Origin of the sequence: Ornithinimicrobium murale (genome assembly GCF_003352835.1) — a bacterium.
Lineage (GTDB): Bacteria > Actinomycetota > Actinomycetes > Actinomycetales > Dermatophilaceae > Ornithinicoccus > Ornithinicoccus muralis.
This window is the reverse complement of sequence record NZ_QLVD01000015.1, coordinates 42,276-60,644: the sequence shown is the minus strand read 5'-3', so window position 1 is coordinate 60,644 and position 18,369 is coordinate 42,276. Positions and strand designations below refer to the sequence as shown.

12 protein-coding genes are annotated in these 18,369 nt (G+C 69.5%); 2 read left to right on the top strand and 10 right to left on the bottom strand.

Annotated features, from left to right (window positions below; translation table 11 throughout):
• Positions 1-25: 25 nt before the first annotated feature.
• The 10 genes from DPQ65_RS05275 to uvrA all read right to left on the bottom strand — a co-directional run bounded on the left by DPQ65_RS05275 (position 26) and on the right by uvrA (position 12,091).
• Complete coding sequence (locus tag DPQ65_RS05275) at positions 26-382, bottom strand: RNA polymerase-binding protein RbpA (protein ID WP_114906336.1); 357 nt, start codon at positions 380-382, stop codon at positions 26-28.
• Positions 383-556: 174 nt separating this feature from the next.
• A complete protein-coding gene (secG, locus tag DPQ65_RS05270) occupies positions 557-799 on the bottom strand; it encodes a preprotein translocase subunit SecG (RefSeq protein WP_114906335.1) in 243 nt (80 codons plus the stop codon).
• Positions 800-879: 80 nt separating this feature from the next.
• Positions 880-1,671 (bottom strand): triose-phosphate isomerase, encoded by a 792-nt coding sequence (gene tpiA, locus DPQ65_RS05265; RefSeq protein ID WP_114906334.1) that lies wholly within the window; start codon positions 1,669-1,671, stop codon positions 880-882.
• 11 nt (positions 1,672-1,682) lie between these two features.
• Positions 1,683-2,888 carry a phosphoglycerate kinase gene (locus tag DPQ65_RS05260; protein WP_114906333.1) on the bottom strand — a complete coding sequence of 402 codons (1,206 nt, stop codon included), beginning with the start codon at positions 2,886-2,888 and terminating at the stop codon, positions 1,683-1,685.
• Positions 2,889-2,896: 8 nt separating this feature from the next.
• Complete coding sequence (gene gap / locus DPQ65_RS05255; RefSeq protein WP_114906332.1) at positions 2,897-3,901, bottom strand: type I glyceraldehyde-3-phosphate dehydrogenase; 1,005 nt, start codon at positions 3,899-3,901, stop codon at positions 2,897-2,899.
• A gap of 228 nt (positions 3,902-4,129) precedes the next feature.
• The gene (gene whiA / locus DPQ65_RS05250; protein WP_114906461.1) at positions 4,130-5,110 is read right to left on the bottom strand and encodes a DNA-binding protein WhiA; all 981 of its coding nucleotides are present in this window, start codon (positions 5,108-5,110) and stop codon (positions 4,130-4,132) included.
• Positions 5,111-5,150: 40 nt separating this feature from the next.
• Positions 5,151-6,098 carry a gluconeogenesis factor YvcK family protein gene (locus tag DPQ65_RS05245; protein WP_114906331.1) on the bottom strand — a complete coding sequence of 316 codons (948 nt, stop codon included), beginning with the start codon at positions 6,096-6,098 and terminating at the stop codon, positions 5,151-5,153.
• On the bottom strand, positions 6,095-7,123 hold the full coding sequence (gene rapZ, locus DPQ65_RS05240) for an RNase adapter RapZ (protein ID WP_114906330.1): 1,029 nt from the start codon (positions 7,121-7,123) through the stop codon (positions 6,095-6,097). The genes DPQ65_RS05245 and rapZ overlap by 4 nt, the downstream gene beginning before the upstream one ends.
• 12 nt (positions 7,124-7,135) lie before the next feature.
• Positions 7,136-9,133, bottom strand: coding sequence for an excinuclease ABC subunit UvrC (gene uvrC / locus DPQ65_RS05235; protein WP_114906329.1), 1,998 nt, complete (start codon positions 9,131-9,133; stop codon positions 7,136-7,138).
• A 3-nt stretch (positions 9,134-9,136) separates the two neighbouring features.
• On the bottom strand, positions 9,137-12,091 hold the full coding sequence (uvrA, locus tag DPQ65_RS05230) for an excinuclease ABC subunit UvrA (protein WP_202863024.1): 2,955 nt from the start codon (positions 12,089-12,091) through the stop codon (positions 9,137-9,139).
• Between the two features lie 226 nt (positions 12,092-12,317).
• Between uvrA and gltB the strand changes: the two genes are divergently transcribed.
• Positions 12,318-16,919: a glutamate synthase large subunit gene (gene gltB, locus DPQ65_RS05225; protein ID WP_114906328.1), complete on the top strand. Its 4,602-nt coding sequence runs from the start codon at positions 12,318-12,320 to the stop codon at positions 16,917-16,919.
• The gene (locus tag DPQ65_RS05220; protein WP_114906327.1) at positions 16,912-18,369 is read left to right on the top strand and encodes a glutamate synthase subunit beta; all 1,458 of its coding nucleotides are present in this window, start codon (positions 16,912-16,914) and stop codon (positions 18,367-18,369) included. Before gltB ends, DPQ65_RS05220 begins: the two co-directional genes overlap by 8 nt.

Sequence of the window (18,369 nt, the reverse complement as noted above, 5' to 3'; positions counted from 1 at the left end):
GACTGCGCGGGCGTGTGCTGACGACCTACCGGTCGGTGGTGCCGCGACGCTCACGCAGCGAGGTGAGTGCCTCGTCGAGGAGCTCGGCGCCCGCCTTGTCGGACCGACGCTCCTTCACGTAGGCCAGATGCGTCTTGTAGGGCTCGTTCTTGGGCGCCTCGGGCGGATTGTCCTTGTCCTGGCCGGCCGGGAGACCGCACCGTGGGCAGTCCCAGAACTCCGGCGCCTCCTCGACACCCTCGGCAGCGAAGGACGGGCGGGTCTCGTGTCCCCGGCTGCACCAGTAGGACAGCTCGATGCGCGGCGCGGCCTCACCCCGCTCTGCCTCGCCCATTGGACCGGAACCGACCCGGCTGCCCCTGATCGAACTCGCACCGACCACTGTGGACCTCCTGCTGCTCTGCACGGAACCTGAGGAAGCAATGTAACCCGTGGTGACGCTGCAGGTCATCAGGGGGTGGGCCGCGTCGGGCCCGACGTGCCGACCGGTCCGCCGCCACCCCGTAGTGCCACGGGCGGGCGGCTGACCCTGGCAGCGGCCTCCGGCGTGGGCTGGTCAGCCGAAGCGGATGAGCAGCCCGATGCCCACGATGGCCGCCGCCCAGATGACTGAGACCGCGATGGTGATGCGGGTGAGGTTGCGCTCGGCGACGGTGGACCCTCCCAGGCTGCTGGACATGCCTCCACCGAACATGTCGGAGAGACCGCCACCGCGGCCCTTGTGCATCAGGATCAGCAGCACCAGGAACGCACTGCTCAGGACGAGCAGCACATCAAGGAAGATCCGGACCAAGTCCACTGGCGAACACCTCACGTCGGGTCGGGCCACGGGGCCCGGGTTCTAGAGCAGGTAACAGGGTAACCCACCAGGGGCGCGGGTCAGCCCCCGACGTGCTGCTGGTAGCGGCAGATGCTGGCAAAGTCCTCGACGCTGATCGAGGCTCCGCCGACGAGCGCGCCGTCGACGTCCTCCTGCGCCATGATCGAGGCCACGTTGCCGGGCTTGACCGAGCCGCCGTAGAGGATGCGCACCGCGTCGGCCGTGTCGCCCGTGGTGAGCTCTGCCAGCCGGGTGCGGATCGCGGCACACACCTCCTGGGCGTCGGCAGGGGTCGCCACCTCACCGGTGCCGATGGCCCACACCGGCTCGTAGGCGATGACCAGGTCCTTCACCGTGGCCGCCTCGAGCCCGTCGAGGGCGGCGTCCACCTGGGCCAGCACGTATGGGACGTGCTCACCGGCCTGGCGGACGTCGAGCGGCTCGCCGACGCAGACGATCGGGACGAGCTCGTGCTTGATCGCCGCCCGCGTCTTGGCGGCCACGACCTCGTCGGTCTCACCGTGCAGCTGGCGCCGCTCGCTGTGCCCAACGGCGACATAGCTGCAGCCCAGCTTTGCCAGGAAGGCCCCCGAGATGTCACCGGTGTAGGCGCCGGAGTCGTGCGGCGAGAGGTCCTGGGCGCCGTAACCCAGCTCGAGCCGGTCACCCTGCACGAGGGTCTGCACCGAGCGCAGGTCGGTGAACGGCGGCAGGACGACCACCTCGACCGCAGCGAAGTCGTGCTTGGCATCCCGCAGGCTCCAGTCGAGCTTCTGCACCAAGTGGGTGGCCTGGAGGTGATCCAGGTTCATCTTCCAGTTGCCCGCCATCAGGGGGGTGCGCGTGGCCATCCGTCCTCCTCCTAGTCCTGCAGGACCTGCAGTCCGGGCAGCGTGGCACCCTCGAGGAACTCCAGAGACGCACCGCCCCCGGTGGAAATGTGCCCGAACTCGTCGTCGGAGTGCCCGAACTGGCGCACCGCCGCCGCACTGTCTCCCCCGCCGACCACCGTCAGGGCGTCGTGGTTGGCGGTGCTGTCGACCAGCGCCCGGGCCACCGCCTGGGTGCCTGCGGCGTAGGGCTCCATCTCAAAGGCGCCCATCGGGCCGTTCCAGAAGACCGTTCTGGCGTCGGCCAGCTTGGTCGCGAACAGGCGCGCGGCATCCGGCCCGATGTCCAGGCCCATCCGGTCGGCGGGAATCTCGTCGGACGGGACGACGTCGTGCTCAGCGTCCGCGGAGAACTCGGTGGCCGCGACGATGTCGGTCGGCAGCACGATCTCCACCCCGGTCTCCTCCGCGGTCCTCAGGTAGCCGCGGACGACCTCGACCTGGTCCTCCTCCAGCAGGCTCGAGCCGACCTCATGGCCCTGGGCCTTGAGGAAGGTGAAGACCATCCCGCCACCGATCAGCAACCGGTCTGCCTTGCCGAGCAGGTTGTCGATGACCCCCAACTTGTCGGAGACCTTCGCGCCACCCAGCACCACGGCATACGGCCGCTCCGGGTCCTCGGTCAGGCGACTGAGGACCTCGACCTCGGCCTGCACCAGTCCACCGGCCGCGGACGGCAGGAGTTTGGCGATGTCGTAGACACTCGCCTGCTCCCGGTGGACGACCCCGAACCCGTCGCTGACGAAGACGTCCGCCAGGGTGGCCAGTTGCTCGGCGAACTCACGACGGTCCGCAGCGGTCTTGCCGGTCTCCCCCGGGTTGAAGCGCAGGTTCTCCAGCAGCAGCACCTGACCGTTGGCAAGGGCCTCCACGCCGGCTCGCGCCGACTCCCCCACCGTGTCAGTGGCGAAGGCGACCGGCCGTCCCAGCAGGTCCTCGAGCCGCCTCGCGACGGGGCGCAGGGAGAACTTCTCGTCCGGCTCGCCCTTGGGGCGGCCCAGGTGCGCACACACGATCACGCGGGCCCCCTGGGCGGCCAGGTCCTGAATGGTCGGCACGGAGGCCCGGACCCGGCCGTCATCGGTGATGGTGCCGTCGTCGTCGAGCGGGACGTTGAGGTCGCTGCGGACCAGGACCCGGCGACCGGAGAGGTCGCCGAGGTCGGCGATCGTCTTCATAGCGCGGCTCAGAGCTTGCTGCCGACCAGCGCGGTCAGGTCCACCAGGCGGCTGGAGTAGCCCCACTCGTTGTCGTACCAACCGACGATCTTGACCTGGTCGCCGATGACCCGGGTCAGGCCGGCGTCGAAGATGCAGGAGGCCGGGTCGCCCTCGATGTCCTTGGACACGATCGGGTCCTCGGTGTAGCGCAGGATGCCCTTGAGCGCGCCCTCGGCGTGCTTCTTGACGGCGGCGTTGACCTCCTCGACGCTGACCTCGCGGCCGGCCTCGAAGGTCAGGTCGGTGGCGGAGCCGGTCGGGGTGGGCACCCGCAGCGCGAAGCCGTCCAGCTTGCCCTGCAACTCGGGGAGCACCAGGCCGATGGCCTTGGCGGCACCGGTCGACGTCGGCACGATGTTGAGCGCCGCAGCGCGGGCGCGACGAAGGTCCTTGTGCGGGCCGTCCTGCAGGTTCTGGTCGGCGGTGTAGGCGTGGATCGTGGTCATCAGGCCCTTGACGATGCCGAACTCCTCATGCATCACCTTGGCCATCGGGCCCAGGCAGTTCGTCGTGCAGGAGGCGTTGGAGATGATGTGGTGGTTCGCCGGGTCGTAGTCACCATCGTTCACGCCCAGCACGACGGTGAAGTCCTCGTTCTTGCCCGGCGCGGAGATGATGACCTTCTTGGCGCCACCGTCGAGGTGGGCCTTGGCCTTGGTCGCGTCGGTGAAGATGCCGGTCGACTCGATGACGATGTCCGCGCCCAGGTCCCCCCACGGAAGAGCGGCCGGGTCCTTCTCGGCGAAGGCCTTGATGCTCTTGCCACCGACCGTGATGTCGGCCTCGGTGGAGGTGACCTCCTCGCCCAGCCGGCCCAGGATCGAGTCGTACTTCAGCAGGTGCGCCAGGGTCTCGTTGTCGGTCAGGTCGTTGACACCCACGATCTCGATGTCAGCACCCGACGCGATGACCGCGCGAGCGAAGTTGCGGCCGATGCGGCCAAAGCCATTGATGCCTACGCGAACGGTCACGTGACCAGCCTCCCAATCTCATCCGGCGCGTGGGCCGGGGCTTGTGAACGGTGAAACCTCTCACCCCCAACCTATGGGATGGGGCACCCCGGGCGGCAACCGGGACCGGCACCCTCGGGGGTGGTCCCAGGCGATCCCGGTATGCCGTGGGTCTCGGTGGGTGTGCATGACCGGCGCACGCTGGGGTCGGGTGGATACGTACACCCGAGGACGCCCGGGCCGGGAGAGTCAGTCCTCGAGCATCTCGGCGGTGAGGCCGGCCTCGGTGCCCTCGATGCCCTGGTCCTCGGCCCGCTTGTCGGCCATCGCGAGCAGTCGCCGGATGCGCCCGGCGACGGCGTCCTTGGTCATGGGCGGATCGGCCACCTGACCCAGCTCCTCCAGCGAAGCCTCCTTGTGCTTGACCCGCAGGAGACCGGCCACGCGCAGGTGCTCGGGCGCCTCCTCGCCAAGAATCTCTAGGGCCCGCTCGACGCGCGCACCTGCGGCGACCGCGGCCCGGGCGGAGCGACGCAGGTTGGCGTCATCGAAGTTGGCCAGTCGGTTGGCGGTCGCCCGCACCTCCCGGCGCATCCGACGCTCCTCCCAGGCCAGCACGGCCTCATGAGCGCCCAGGCGGGTCAGCATGGCCCCGATGGCGTCCCCGTCGCGCAGCACCACGCGATCCACGCCGCGCACCTCCCGCGCCTTGGCCTGGATCGCCATCCGCCGACCGGCACCGACCAGGGCCAACGCAGCCTCCGGGCCGGGGCAGGTGACCTCCATCGCCGAGGAGCGCCCCGGCTCGGTGATCGAGCCGTGCGCCAGGAAAGCTCCACGCCAGGCGGCCTCGGCGTCACAGACGGATGCACCGACAATCCGTGGCGGGAGACCCCGGACCGGTCGTCCGCGGTGGTCGATGAGGCCCGTCTGCCGCGCCAGGGACTCACCGTCGGTCGTGGCGCGCACGACGTAGCGGGTGCCCTTGCGGAGCCCTCCGGGGCCCATCACCACCATCTCGCTGCTGGAGCCGTAGACCTCGGCCATGAACGCCCGCAACCGGCGTGCGACCTGCGCGGTGTCCACCTCCGCCTCGATCACGATGCGGCCACCGATGATGTGCAGCCCGCCGGCGAAGCGCAGCATCGTGGAGACCTCTGCCTTCTTGCAGCAGGTCTTGGTGACGGGCAGTCTGCTCAGCTCGTCCTTCACTCGGGCGGTCATCGCCATGGTGCCCCCCTTTGAGGTCCGGGTCGTCCGTCGTGCCTGTTCAGCCACCGATGATCACATCCCGATAGGCAGCAGCTAGTCGCAGGGTGTCGTGCTCCCGCGGTCTCCGCATCTTACGCACTGGTGAGACCACGAGCTCGGCCCCGACGCCCTGGGCCACCTCGCGCAGTGCCCTTTCCTCGCTCCGGACCACCGCTGGATCGGCGATCACATAGTCGAGGGTGAGCTCCGGCGCGTGTGCCGAGAGCACCTCAAGGTGCTCGGCCGGGGAGAAGCCCTGGGTCTCGTCGTCATCGAGCCCGACGTTGAGAGTGAGGATCCGACGCGCCGGGGTGTGCACGAGTGCCTCCTGCAGGTCGGGCACCAACAGGTGGGGCATGACCGAGGTGAACCACGAGCCGGGGCCCAGGATCACCCAGTCAGCCAGCTTGATCGACTCGATCGCCGGATGCGACGCGGCCGGTGCCTCGGGCACGATGCGCACGTTGACGACACGCCCGGGGGTCTTGGCGACCGCCGACTGTCCCCGGACGACCGTGATCTCGTCCGGAGCGGCCGGGTCGGCACCCACCACGGTCGCCTCGATGTCCAGCGGCACCTCACACATCGGCAGGACCCGCCCGCGCGTGTTGAGCAGCTTGCCCACCAGGTCCAGGCCGCCGACGGGGCTGTCCAGCAGCTCCCACAGACTCATGATCAACAGGTTGCCGAGGGCGTGGCCCGCGAGCTCACCGTCACCACTCAGGCGGTGCTGCAGGACGGCACTCCACTGATGCCCCCACGCGGTGTCCTCACACAGGGCTGCCAACGCCATCCGCAGATCGCCCGGTGGCAGGATGCCGAACTCGTGCCGGAGGCGTCCGCTGGAGCCGCCGTCGTCGGCGACGGTCACGATGGCGGTGATCTCCTCGGTGAGGTGTCGCAGCGACTGCAGCGACGCCGCGAGACCGTGCCCGCCGCCGAGGGCGACGACGCGGGGGGCGTTCACTCGCGCCCCAGGTCTCGGTGGAAGGTGGTGATGGCCACTCCGGACCGGCCCTCGAGGCGCTTGACGAGCTCCTCGGTGACGGCGACCGAGCGGTGCTTGCCGCCGGTGCAGCCCACGGCGACCGTGACATACCGCCGCCCCTCGGAGAGGTAGCCGTCGATGGCCACGTTCAGCATGGCGGTGACGGCCTCCAGGTAGGCGTCGACGCCCTGCTGTCCCAGCACGAAGTCCCGGACCTGCACGTCGCGTCCCGTGTAGGGGCGCAGCTCCGGTTGCCAGTAGGGGTTGACCAGGAAGCGAAGGTCCAGGACGACATCGGCGTCCAGTGGGATGCCGTACTTGAAGCCGAAGGAGAGGACTGCCAGGCGCAGCCGGACCGTCACGTCCGTGTTGAGGAGCTCGTCCACCGCCAGGCCGAGTTGGTGCACGTTGTAGCCGGTGGTGTCGATGACGACGTCCGCACCGGACCGGGTGTCACCCAGCATCCGGCGCTCCTTGTGGATCCCGTCGAGCAGCAGGCCCTCCCCCTGCAGCGGGTGGGGCCGCCGCACGCTCTCGAAGCGACGCACCAGGGCCTCGTCACTGGAGTCCACGAAGATGGTGCGGGGACGGCAGCCTCGATCCTCAAGGGCCTCGACCCCCTTGCTCAGCTCGGTCATGAAGTCCCGGCTGCGGACGTCAATCACCGCCGCGATCTTCGGTGGGCGCTCCCCTTCGGAGACGACCTCCACCAGGTCGGCCAGCATCCTCGGGGGCAGGTTGTCCACGACATACCACCCCCGGTCCTCCAGGACCTTGGCGGCCGTGGAGCGCCCCGCACCGCTCATGCCGGTGATCAGGACGAGCTCGCGGGGGTCCGTCGCGGTGGGCTCCTCGCCAACGGCGGCGGACTCCGGTCCACCGGCTCCGGCCGTCGCATCCTCGGGCACGCCGTCCGGCTGCGCGGTGCCCTCCTGGTGCTCGTCCTGGTCCGCGGTCACCTCAGTGGCCCGGGACGCCGCCGCGTCAGCGTCGAGATCGGTCATCGTGGGTCTCCCTCAATCCAGAACTTCACCAGTGGCCAGGTTAACGCCCGGGGTGCTCTGGGCCGCTTCTCCCGTCAACCGTTCATGCACCATCGCGGCCAGCCCGGGCCCGATCCCGGACACGGTCGTCAGCTCCTCCACGGAGGCCTGTTCGATGCGCCGCACCGAACCGAATGCCCGCAGCAGGGCCTTCTGGCGTGCCGGGCCGAGGCCGGGGATGCCGTCGAGCCGGGAGACGGTCATCGACTTGGAGCGACGCTGCCGGTGGAAGGTATTGGCGAAACGGTGCGCCTCGTCCCGGACGCGCTGCAAGAGGTAGAGGCCCTCGCTGCTCCGCGGCAGGATCACCGGGTAGTCCTGGCCGGGCACCCAGATCTCCTCGAGTCGCTTGGCCAGCCCGATCACCGACACGTCGTTGACCCCCACCTCGCTCAGCGCGGCAGCCGCCGCATTGACCTGCGGCAGGCCCCCGTCCACGACCACCAGGTTGGGTGGGTAGGCGAAGCGTGCGGGACGACCCTCCGGAGTGACTGGCTGGCCGGCCGTCACGCCAGCAGCGGCGGGCACCGGCCCACCCGCCAGGTCCACCGCGTCGTCCGCCGGTTCTGCGGCCGCACCAGGTGCGGTCAGCAGGTGCCGGAAGCGCCTGGTGAGCACCTCGTGCATGGCTGCCGTGTCGTCGGCGGTGCCCTCCCGCACGATGAAGCGACGGTACTCACTCTTGCGCGGCAGCCCGTCCTCGAAGACGACCATGGAGCCGACCACGTCTGTCCCCTGCACATGGCTGATGTCGAAGGACTCCACCCGCAACGGTGCCTCGTCGAGCTCCAGGATCTCCTGCAGCTCCTGGAGCGCCTGGCTGCGGGCGGTCAGGTCGCCCGAGCGGGCCACCTTGTGGCGGGCGAGCGACTGCTGGGCATTGCGCCCGACAGTCTCCAGGAGGGAACGCTTGTCGCCACGCTGCGGGACCCGGATCTGCACCCGGGCTCCCCGCAGCCCGCTGAGCCACTCCTCCAGGTTTCCCCGCCCCGTCGGAGACACCGGCACCAGCACCTCGCGCGGCACGGCTTCGGGCGATTCCCCGCCATAGACCTGTTGCAACAGGTGCTCCACGATCTCGGCGAGGTCCTCAGCGCCCTTCTCGCTCACCCAACCACGCTGACCACGCACCCGGCCACCTCGCACGTGGAAGACCTGGAAGGCCACCTCGAGCTCGTCGTCGGCCAGGGCGAAGACGTCCGCATCGGTGGCATCCGGCAGCACGACCGCCGACTTCTCCAACGCGCGCTGCAGGGCCACGATGTCGTCTCGCAGCCGTGCTGCCGTCTCGAAGTCCAACTCGGTGCTGGCCTCCTTCATCCGCTTCTGGAGGTCCTTGACGAAGCGGCCGGTGTTGCCTGCCATGAAGTCGCAGAAGTCCTCGGCGATGTCGCGGTGCTCCTGCGCGGAGACGCGATCGACACACGGTGCCGAGCACTTGTCGATGTATCCCAGCAGGCAGGGACGGCCCACCTGAGCGGCCCGCTTGAACACTCCCTTGCTGCAGGTGCGCATCGGGAAGACCCGCAGCAGCTGGTCGAGCGTCTCCCGGATCGCCCAGGCGTGGGCGTAGGGACCGAAGTAGCGCGTCCCGGGCTTCTTGGCGCCACGCATCACCTGGGCCCGGGGGAAGTCCTCCCCCATGGTCACAGCCAGGTAGGGGTAGGACTTGTCGTCGCGGTACTTGACGTTGAAGCGCGGGTCGTACTCCTTGATCCAGGCATACTCCAGCTGGAGTGCCTCAACCTCGTTGCGCACGACTGTCCACTCGACGCTGGCACCGGTCTGCACCATGGTCCGGGTGCGTGGATGCAGGGCCGAGATGTCCTGGAAGTAGGAGCTGAGCCGCGACCGCAGCGAGACCGCTTTGCCGACATAGATGACCCGGCCGTGCTGGTCGCGGAAGCGGTAGACACCCGGTTCCGCCGGGATCTCACCGGGTCGGGGGCGGTAGCTGGAGGGGTCGGCCATGAGTCAGGCAGACCGCCCACGGGGCTTGGCACGGGCGCTGGACCTGGCCGAGCGTCCCCGCTCCAACAGTGGTGCCAGGAACCGCCCGGTGTGGCTCGACGTCGCCGCGGCGATCGTCTCGGGGCTGCCCTGGGCCACGACCGTGCCACCTCCCCTGCCTCCCTCGGGGCCCAGGTCGACGACCCAGTCAGCACTCTTGATCACGTCGAGGTTGTGCTCGATCACCAGCACGGTGTTGCCCTTGTCCACCAGCCCCTGGAGCACCCCGAGCAGTTTGCGGATGTCCTCGAAGTGCAGCCCGGTCGTCGGCTCGTCGAGCACATAGACGGTGCGTCCGGTCGACCGCTTCTGGAGCTCGGCGGCGAGCTTGACGCGCTGCGCCTCACCCCCGGACAGGGTCGGCGCCGGCTGTCCGAGGCGCACATAACCCAGACCGACCTCGACCAGGGTCTTCAGGTGCCGGGAGATGGCTGGGACGGCGGCGAAGAAGTCGGCAGCCTCCTCGATCGGCATGTCGAGCACGTCCGAGATGGTCTTGCCCTTGAAGTGGACCTCGAGGGTCTCCCGGTTGTAGCGGGCGCCGTGACAGACCTCGCAGGGGACATAGACGTCCGGGAGGAAGTTCATCTCGATCTTGAGCGTGCCGTCACCGGAGCACGCCTCACAGCGACCACCCTTGACGTTGAACGAGAACCGGCCGGGCAGATAGCCGCGGACCTTGGCCTCGGTCGTCTCGGCGAACAACTTGCGCACGTGGTCGAACACGCCGGTGTAGGTCGCCGGGTTGCTCCTGGGGGTGCGGCCGATCGGCCCCTGGTCGACGTGCACCACCTTGTCCAGCTCCTCCAGGCCGTCGACCCGCTTGTGCCGGCCGGGCACCTGACGTGCGCCGTTGAGGCGGTTGGCCATCACCTTGTAGAGGATGTCGTTGACCAGGGTGGACTTGCCCGAGCCGGAGACGCCGGTGATCGCCACCAGGTTGCCGAGCGGGAACCGCACGTCGACACCCTGCAGGTTGTGCTCGTTGGCTCCGACGACCTTGACGTAGCGGCCGTCCTGGGGCCGGCGCTGCGCCGGCAGGGCGATCTCCCGGCGGCCGGCCAGGTAGGCACCGGTGAGGGAGGTCTCATGGCCCAGCAGGTCGGTCACCGATCCGGAGTGGACCACCTGCCCACCGTGCTCCCCGGCTCCTGGGCCGATGTCAACCACCCAGTCGGCGGCCTGGATGGTGTCCTCGTCGTGCTCCACCACGATCAGGGTGTTCCCGAGGTCGCGCAGCCGCGTGAGCGTCTCGATCAGGCGGTGGTTGTCGCGCTGGTGCAGCCCGATCGACGGCTCGTCCAGGACATAGAGCACCCCCACCAGGCCGGAGCCGATCTGGGTCGCCAGCCGGATCCGCTGGGCCTCGCCGCCGGAGAGAGTGGCCGCGGGCCGGTCGAGGGAGATGTAGTCGAGCCCGACGTCCAGCAGGAAGCCCAGCCGCGACATCACCTCCACGAGCACCCGCTCGGCGATCTGCGCCTCCCGCTCGGTGAAGTCCAGCGACCGCACGAACTCGGCGCACTGGTCGATGGGCAACGCACACACCTCGGAGATGTTCCGGCCGCCGATGGTCACCGCGAGGATCTCCGGCTTGAGCCGGCTCCCGTGGCACACCGGGCACGGCACCTCACGCATGTAGGACTCGTAGCGCTCACGGCTGGTGTCCGAGTCCGTTTCGGCGTGCTTGCGCTTGACGTAGGGGATGACGCCCTCAAACCCCGTGCTGTAGGCGCGCTCCCGCCCGAACCGGTTGCGGTAGCGCACGTGCACCTTGTGCTTGTAGCCGTGCAGGATCGCGTCCCGCGCCCGTCCGGGCAGAGCCCGCCAGGGCGTCTCCAGATCGAACTTGAGGTCCTCCCCGAGACCGCCCAGCACCCGGATGAAGTAGTCACTGATGCCGTGCGCCGTCGACCAGGGGGTGATGGCTCCCTCCATGATCGAGGCGTCCTCGTCCCGGATCACCAGCTCGGGGTCGACCTCCAGCTCCACCCCGATGCCGGTGCAGGACGGGCATGCGCCGAACGGGCTGTTGAAGGAGAACGAGCGCGGCTCGACCTCGTCGATCGCGAGCGGATGGTCGTTGGGGCAGGCCATCCGCTCGGAGAACCGGCGCTCGCGTGGCCGGCCCTCGGGGTCGTCGTCCGCGATGTCCACGAACTCCACCAGGAGCAGTCCGCCGGCCAGACCCAGCGCCGTCTCGACGGAGTCGGTCAGCCGTTGCTTGGCCTTGCTCTCCTGTCCCTTGGCCACCAGGCGGTCCACAACCACCTCGATGGTGTGCTTCTTCTGTTTCTCCAGCACGGGCGGCTCGCTCAGCGAGACGACCTCACCGTCCACCCGGGCACGGGAGAAGCCCTTGCCCTGCAGCTCACTGAACAGGTCGACATACTCACCCTTGCGGGAGCGCACGACCGGAGCGAGCACCTGGAAGCGGGTGCCCTCCGGCAGCTCCAGGAGCCGGTCCACGATCTGCTGGGGGGTCTGCCGGGCGATCGCCTCGCCGCAGACCGGGCAGTGCGGGTGGCCCACCCGGGCATACAGGAGGCGGAGGTAGTCATAGACCTCGGTGATGGTGCCGACCGTCGAGCGCGGGTTGCGGTTGGTGGACTTCTGGTCGATCGAGACCGCCGGGGACAGCCCCTCGATGAAGTCCACGTCCGGCTTGTCCATCTGCCCGAGGAACTGCCGCGCGTAGGCGGACAGCGACTCGACATAGCGCCGCTGCCCCTCGGCGAAGATCGTGTCGAAGGCGAGCGAGGACTTGCCCGAGCCACTCAGCCCGGTGAAGACGACCAGGGAGTCGCGCGGGATCTCGACCGAGACGTCCTTGAGGTTGTGCTCGCGGGCACCGCGGACGACCAACTGGTCGTGCCGGTGCGGGATGGTGGTGGGAGTCGTGGATGGCACGCTCTCGATGTTAGATCGTGCCGGTGACAGTCACCGCCTCCGATGACAAGTTATGCTGACCCCTGCATAGTTATGTGAGGTGTGACACGCTTGCTTCGGCAACCGGGCTCGCACCCCCTACAGTCAGCGCAGCACCTTTCCAGCGATGCCGGAGGTGCTGTGCCACAGCGGGACAGTGACGTCCCAGGTCAGATATCCACGCGGCTACAGGCTGCCCGCCCCTCGAGACGGTGCCATGAACCAGAGCCCCCCTTTTGTGACCCCCTTTTCCGTTGCCCCGGCCGGTCGGCCTCCCAGCAGTGACCACTCCGGCCGCGCTCCCGGCCTCTATGACGCTGCTCACGAGCACGACGCCTGCGGCGTGGCCTTCGTCGCCACCCTCCGGGGCTACCCCGGTCACGACATCGTGGCTCACGCGGTCACTGCGCTCCACAACCTGGATCACCGTGGTGCCGTGGGGGCTGAGCCGGACTCCGGCGACGGCGCGGGGATCCTCACGCAGGTCCCGGACCGTTTCCTGCGCGACGTGCTGGACGTTGACCTCCCGGGTCCCGGGTCGTATGCCGTGGGGCTGCTCTTCCTGCCAGCGGCGGACCCCGAGGGGGCGGCCACGGCGGTCGAGGAGCTCCTCGACGGGGCCGGCCTGCAGCTGCTGACGTGGCGCGAGGTGCCGACCCGCCCGGAGATCGTGGGGCCGATGGCCCGGTCCACCATGCCGGTCATGCGGCAGCTGGTCGTCGCCTCGCGGACCGGTGAGACCGGTCTGGACCTCGAGCGGCGCGCCTGGCTCGCCCGTCGGCTCATCGAGCGGCGCACCGACGTCTACCCGGTGTCGCTGTCCACCCGCACCCTGGGCTACAAGGGCATGCTCACCACGACGCAGCTCGCCGAGTTCTTCCCCGACCTCACCGACGAGCGCTACGAGTCGCAGCTGGCCGTGGTCCACTCGCGCTTCTCGACCAACACCTTCCCGTCCTGGCCGCTGGCCCATCCCTACCGGGTCATCGCGCACAACGGCGAGATCAACACAGTGCGTGGCAACCGCAACTGGATGAACGCCCGGGAGAGCAACCTGGACACCTCCGTGTTCCCCGGTGACCTGGCCGATGTCCTGCCGATCTGCACACCCGGTGGGAGCGACTCGGCGACCTTCGATGAGGTCCTCGAGCTGCTGCACCTCGGCGGCCGCTCGCTGCCGCACGCAGTGCTGATGATGGTGCCCGAGGCCTGGGAGAACAACGCCGAGCTCCCCGATGACGTCCGGGCCTTCTACGAGTTCCACTCCATGGTCATGGAGCCCTGGGACGGCCCCATGAACCTGGTCTTCACCGACGGGACCCAGGTCGGGGGTGTCCTGGACCGCAACGGCCTGCGACCCTCTCGCTACTGGGTGACCGACGACGGCCTGGTCGTGCTGGGCAGCGAGTCCGGGGTGCTGCCGATCCCGGAGGCGACCGTGGTCCGCAAGGGCCGGGTCGAGCCGGGACGCATGTTCCTGGTGGACACCGCGGCCGGCGAGATCGTCGACGACCGCGCCCTGAAGCACGAGCTGGCGGCACGTCAGCCCTACCGCCAGTGGCTGCGGGACAATCTGGTGCGCCTGGAACAGCTGCCCGAGCGCGTGCACGTCCGGCACACGCACGCATCGGTCACCCGACGACAGCAGATCTTCGGTTACACCGAGGAGGAGCTGCGGATCCTGCTCTCCCCCATGGCGCAGACCGGCGCAGAGCCGTTGGGCGCCATGGGCTCGGACACGCCCGTCGCCGTGCTCTCGGACCGTCCCCGGCTGCTCTTCGACTACTTTGTCGGCGCCTTCGCGCAGGTCACCAACCCACCCCTGGACGCCATCCGGGAGGAGGTCGTCACCTCGCTGTCCACCTCGACCGGACCCGAGGCCAACCTGCTCGAGGAGAGCCCGGCGCACGCCCGGCAGGTGGAGCTGGACTTCCCGGTCATCGACAACGACGAGCTCGCGAGCCTGCGCCACATCAACCTGGAGGGCCTCCACCCGGACTTCGCGCCCGTCGTGGTGCGCGGTCTGTATCGCGTCGATGGTGGAGGTGCGGCGCTCCAGGAGCGACTGGAGGAGATCTGTCGCCAGGTGTCAGAGGCGGTCGCGCGGGGAGCCTTCTTCGTCGTGCTGTCCGACCGGCACGCGGACCGGGAACACGCACCGATCCCGTCGCTGCTGCTGACCAGTGCCGTCCACCACCACCTGGTGCGCGAGCACACCCGCACGAGGGTCGGGCTGCTGGTGGAGGCAGGGGATGTCCGTGAGGTGCATCACGTGGCGCTCCTCGTCGCCTACGGGGCGGCCGCGGTCAACCCCTACCTGGCCATGGAGTCGGTCGAGGACCTCTGCCGCGCTGGCCACCAACTGGACGGCCTCGACCCGGAGGTGGCGATCGCCAACCTGATCAGAGCGCTCGGCAAGGGCGTGCTGAAGGTGATGAGCAAGATGGGCATCTCCACCGTGTCGTCCTACCGCGGGGCCCAGACCTTCGAGGCCCTCGGTCTCTCCCGCGAGCTGGTCGACCAGTGGTTCACCGGCACCACCAGCCAGCTGGATGGGGTCGGCCTGGACGTGATCGCCGAGGAGGTGGCCCGCCGACACAGTGTGGCCTACCCGCTCAGCGGCATCCCGCCCTATCACCGCAAGCTCGAGATCGGTGGTGAGTACCAGTGGCGCCGGGAGGGCCCGCCGCACCTGTTCAACCCGGAGACCGTCTTCCGTCTGCAGCACGCGACCCGCTCCGGGCGCTATGACATCTTCCGTCAGTACACCGATCTGGTGGACGACCAGTCGGAGCATCTGATGACCCTCCGGGGGCTCATGCGGCTCAGCGGTGACCGCGATCCAGTGCCACTGGAGGAGGTCGAGCCGGTGAGCGAGATCGTGAAGCGGTTCGCGACCGGGGCGATGAGCTACGGGTCGATCTCCAGGGAGGCCCACGAGACCCTGGCCATCGCGATGAACCGGCTCGGTGGCCGATCCAACAGCGGCGAGGGCGGCGAGGAGCCGGATCGCCTGACCGACCCGGAGCGTCGCTCAGCGATCAAGCAGGTCGCCTCGGGCCGGTTCGGGGTCACCAGTGCCTACCTGGTCAGCGCGGACGATATCCAGATCAAGGTGGCCCAGGGCGCCAAGCCCGGTGAGGGCGGCCAGCTGCCGCCCGGCAAGGTCTATCCGTGGGTGGCCGCCACCCGGCACTCCACTCCGGGCGTCGGTCTGATCTCCCCTCCGCCACACCACGACATCTACTCCATCGAGGACCTGGCCCAACTGATCCACGACCTCAAGAACGCCAATCCGCGGGCGCGCGTCCACGTCAAACTGGTCAGCCAGGTGGGTGTCGGCACCGTGGCGGCCGGTGTCTCGAAGGCGCACGCCGACGTGGTGCTCATCTCCGGATTCGACGGGGGCACCGGCGCGAGCCCGCTGACCTCGCTCAAGCACGCGGGGACGCCGTGGGAGCTGGGGCTGGCCGAGACGCAGCAGACGCTGCTGCGCAACGGGCTCCGGGACCGGATCACCGTCCAGGTCGACGGCCAGCTCAAGACCGGCCGGGACGTGGTCATCGCGGCTCTGCTGGGTGCCGAGGAGTTCGGCTTCGCCACCGCGCCGCTGGTGGTCTCCGGCTGCGTCATGATGCGGGTCTGCCACCTCGACACCTGCCCGGTGGGTGTCGCGACGCAGAACCCGGAGCTGCGGGAGCGCTACACCGGGCAGGCCGAGCACGTCATCACCTTCTTCCAGTTCATCGCCGAGCAGGTCCGCGAGCATCTCGCCGCCCTGGGCTATCGGACCCTGGATGAGGTGATCGGCCGCGTCGACCTGCTCGACACCGAGGCGGCCACGGCCCACTGGAAGGCGGACGGCCTCGACCTGGCGCCGCTGCTGCACCCTGAGGAGGTGCCCGAGGGTGCGGCCCTGCGTCGCACCAGCGCCCAGGACCACGGGTTGGAGCGGGCGCTGGACCACCGGCTCATCGAGGCGGCGGCCCCTGCCCTGGAGCACCGGGGCCGCGTCACGGGGCACTTCGCGGTGCGCAACGTCAATCGCACCCTCGGCACCATGCTCGGCCACGAGGTGACCCGTCGACACGGGGCGGACGGCCTACCCGACGGCACCATCGACTTCAGTCTCACCGGGTCCGCCGGCCAGTCCTTCGGCGCCTTCCTGCCCCGGGGTGTCACGCTCCGCCTGGTCGGCGACGCCAATGACTACGTCGGCAAGGGCCTGTCCGGTGGCCAGCTCGTAGTGCGCCCACCTGAGTCGGCCCCTTTCACGGCCGCCGACCAGGTCATCGCGGGCAACGTGATCGCCTACGGAGCCACCTCCGGACAGCTCAACCTCCGGGGTCTGGTCGGGGAACGCTTCTGTGTCCGCAACTCCGGCGCCATTGCCGTGGTGGAGGGCGTCGGTGACCATGCACTGGAGTACATGACCGGCGGCACCGTGCTGATCCTCGGCCCGACAGGACGCAACCTGGGTGCCGGGATGTCCGGCGGCACTGCCTACGTCCTGGACCTGGCACCGGCCCGGATGAACAGTGCCGCAGTCTCCGCCGGTGACCTGATCCTCGACCCGGTCGAGGCCGACGGTCCGACGGCAGGGGTGCTGCACGAGCTGCTCACCGAGCACATCGACCTCACCGGCTCGACGGTGGCCCGGCAGATCCTGGACGCCCCCGACTGGCCCACGCGGTTCACCCGGATCACACCACGGCAGTATGCCGGGGTGCTGCGGATCCGCGAGGAGGTCGCCGCCCGGGGCGAGGACCCCGACGGACCCCACGCCTGGCAACTCATCCTGGAGGACTCCCGTGGCTGACCCACATGGCTTCCTGAACCACCGTGACCGCGAGCCCCAGCCCAGCCGGCCGGTGCCGGTGCGCATCATGGACTGGAAGGAGGTGCACACCGCCCAGGAGGACGGCGTGCTCCGCCGCCAGGCCGGCCGGTGCATGGACTGTGGCATCCCGTTCTGTCACCAGGGGTGCCCGCTGGGCAACCTGATCCCAGAGTGGAACGACCTGGCCCGACGTGGCAACTTCCGCGAGGCGATCGAGCGGCTGCACGCCACGAACAACTTCCCGGAGTTCACCGGGCGGCTCTGCCCGGCGCCCTGCGAGACGGCATGCGTGCTGAGCATCAGTCAGCCAGCCGTCACCATCAAGCAGGTGGAGGTCTCGATCATCGACCGAGCCTTCGACAACGGCATGGTCACCGCGCAGGAGCCCGAGTGGCTCAGCGGTCGAACCATCGCCGTGGTCGGGTCGGGTCCCGCCGGCCTCGCGGCAGCCCAGCAACTGGGGCGCGCGGGTCACACGGTCGTCGTCCACGAGCGGGACGACGCGATCGGAGGGCTCCTGCGCTACGGCATCCCGGAGTTCAAGATGGAGAAGGCGGTGCTGGACCGTCGGCTCGTCCAGCTGCGTTCTGAGGGGATCCGGTTCCGGACCGGAGTCACGATCGGGGGCCAGGCCCCCGGTGACCTGAGTCTGGCCGAGCTCTCCGAGCGCTTCGACGCCGTCGTGCTCGCTGTCGGCTCCACCGTGCCCCGCCCGCTCGGTGTCTCCGGGCACGATGTGTCGGGCGTCCACCCCGCCATGGACTTCCTGGTGCCCGCCAACCGTGAGGCCCTGGGCAGTGAGCGCGGCATCGACGCCGAGGGCAAGCACGTGGTGATCGTCGGTGGCGGCGACACGGGCGCCGACTGCTACGGCACGGCCATCCGGCAGGGCGCGGCCAGCGTCACCCAGCTCGACATCCGCCCCGAACCACCGACCGAGCGCCCGGAGCACCACCCGTGGCCGATGTACCCGCTGATCCACCGCGTGGGTGAGTCGCACGAGGAGGGCGGTGAGCGCGTGTTTGGGGTCAACACCCTGGAGGTCGTCACCACCGATGGCGCGGCCAGCGGCGTGCACATCGTCGACGGGGAGCGGACCGACGGTCGTTTTGATGCCCACGCCGGGACCGAGCGGACCATCCCGGCAGACCTGGTGCTGGTGGCGCTCGGCTTCACCGGCCCGGACCCGGTGGTGGCCACCGGCACCGAGCTCGCCACCACGCCGCGGGGACTCTTCGACCGGGACGAGCACTATGCCACCGACGTGCCCGGGGTCTTCGTGGCAGGAGACGCCGGCCGTGGCCAGTCGCTCATCGTCTGGGCCATTGCGGAGGGACGGGCGTGCGCTGCCGAGGTCGACCGCTACCTCACGGGGAACACCTCGCTGCCCGCACCGGTGCGGCCGACCGACGCGCCGGTCAGCATCTGA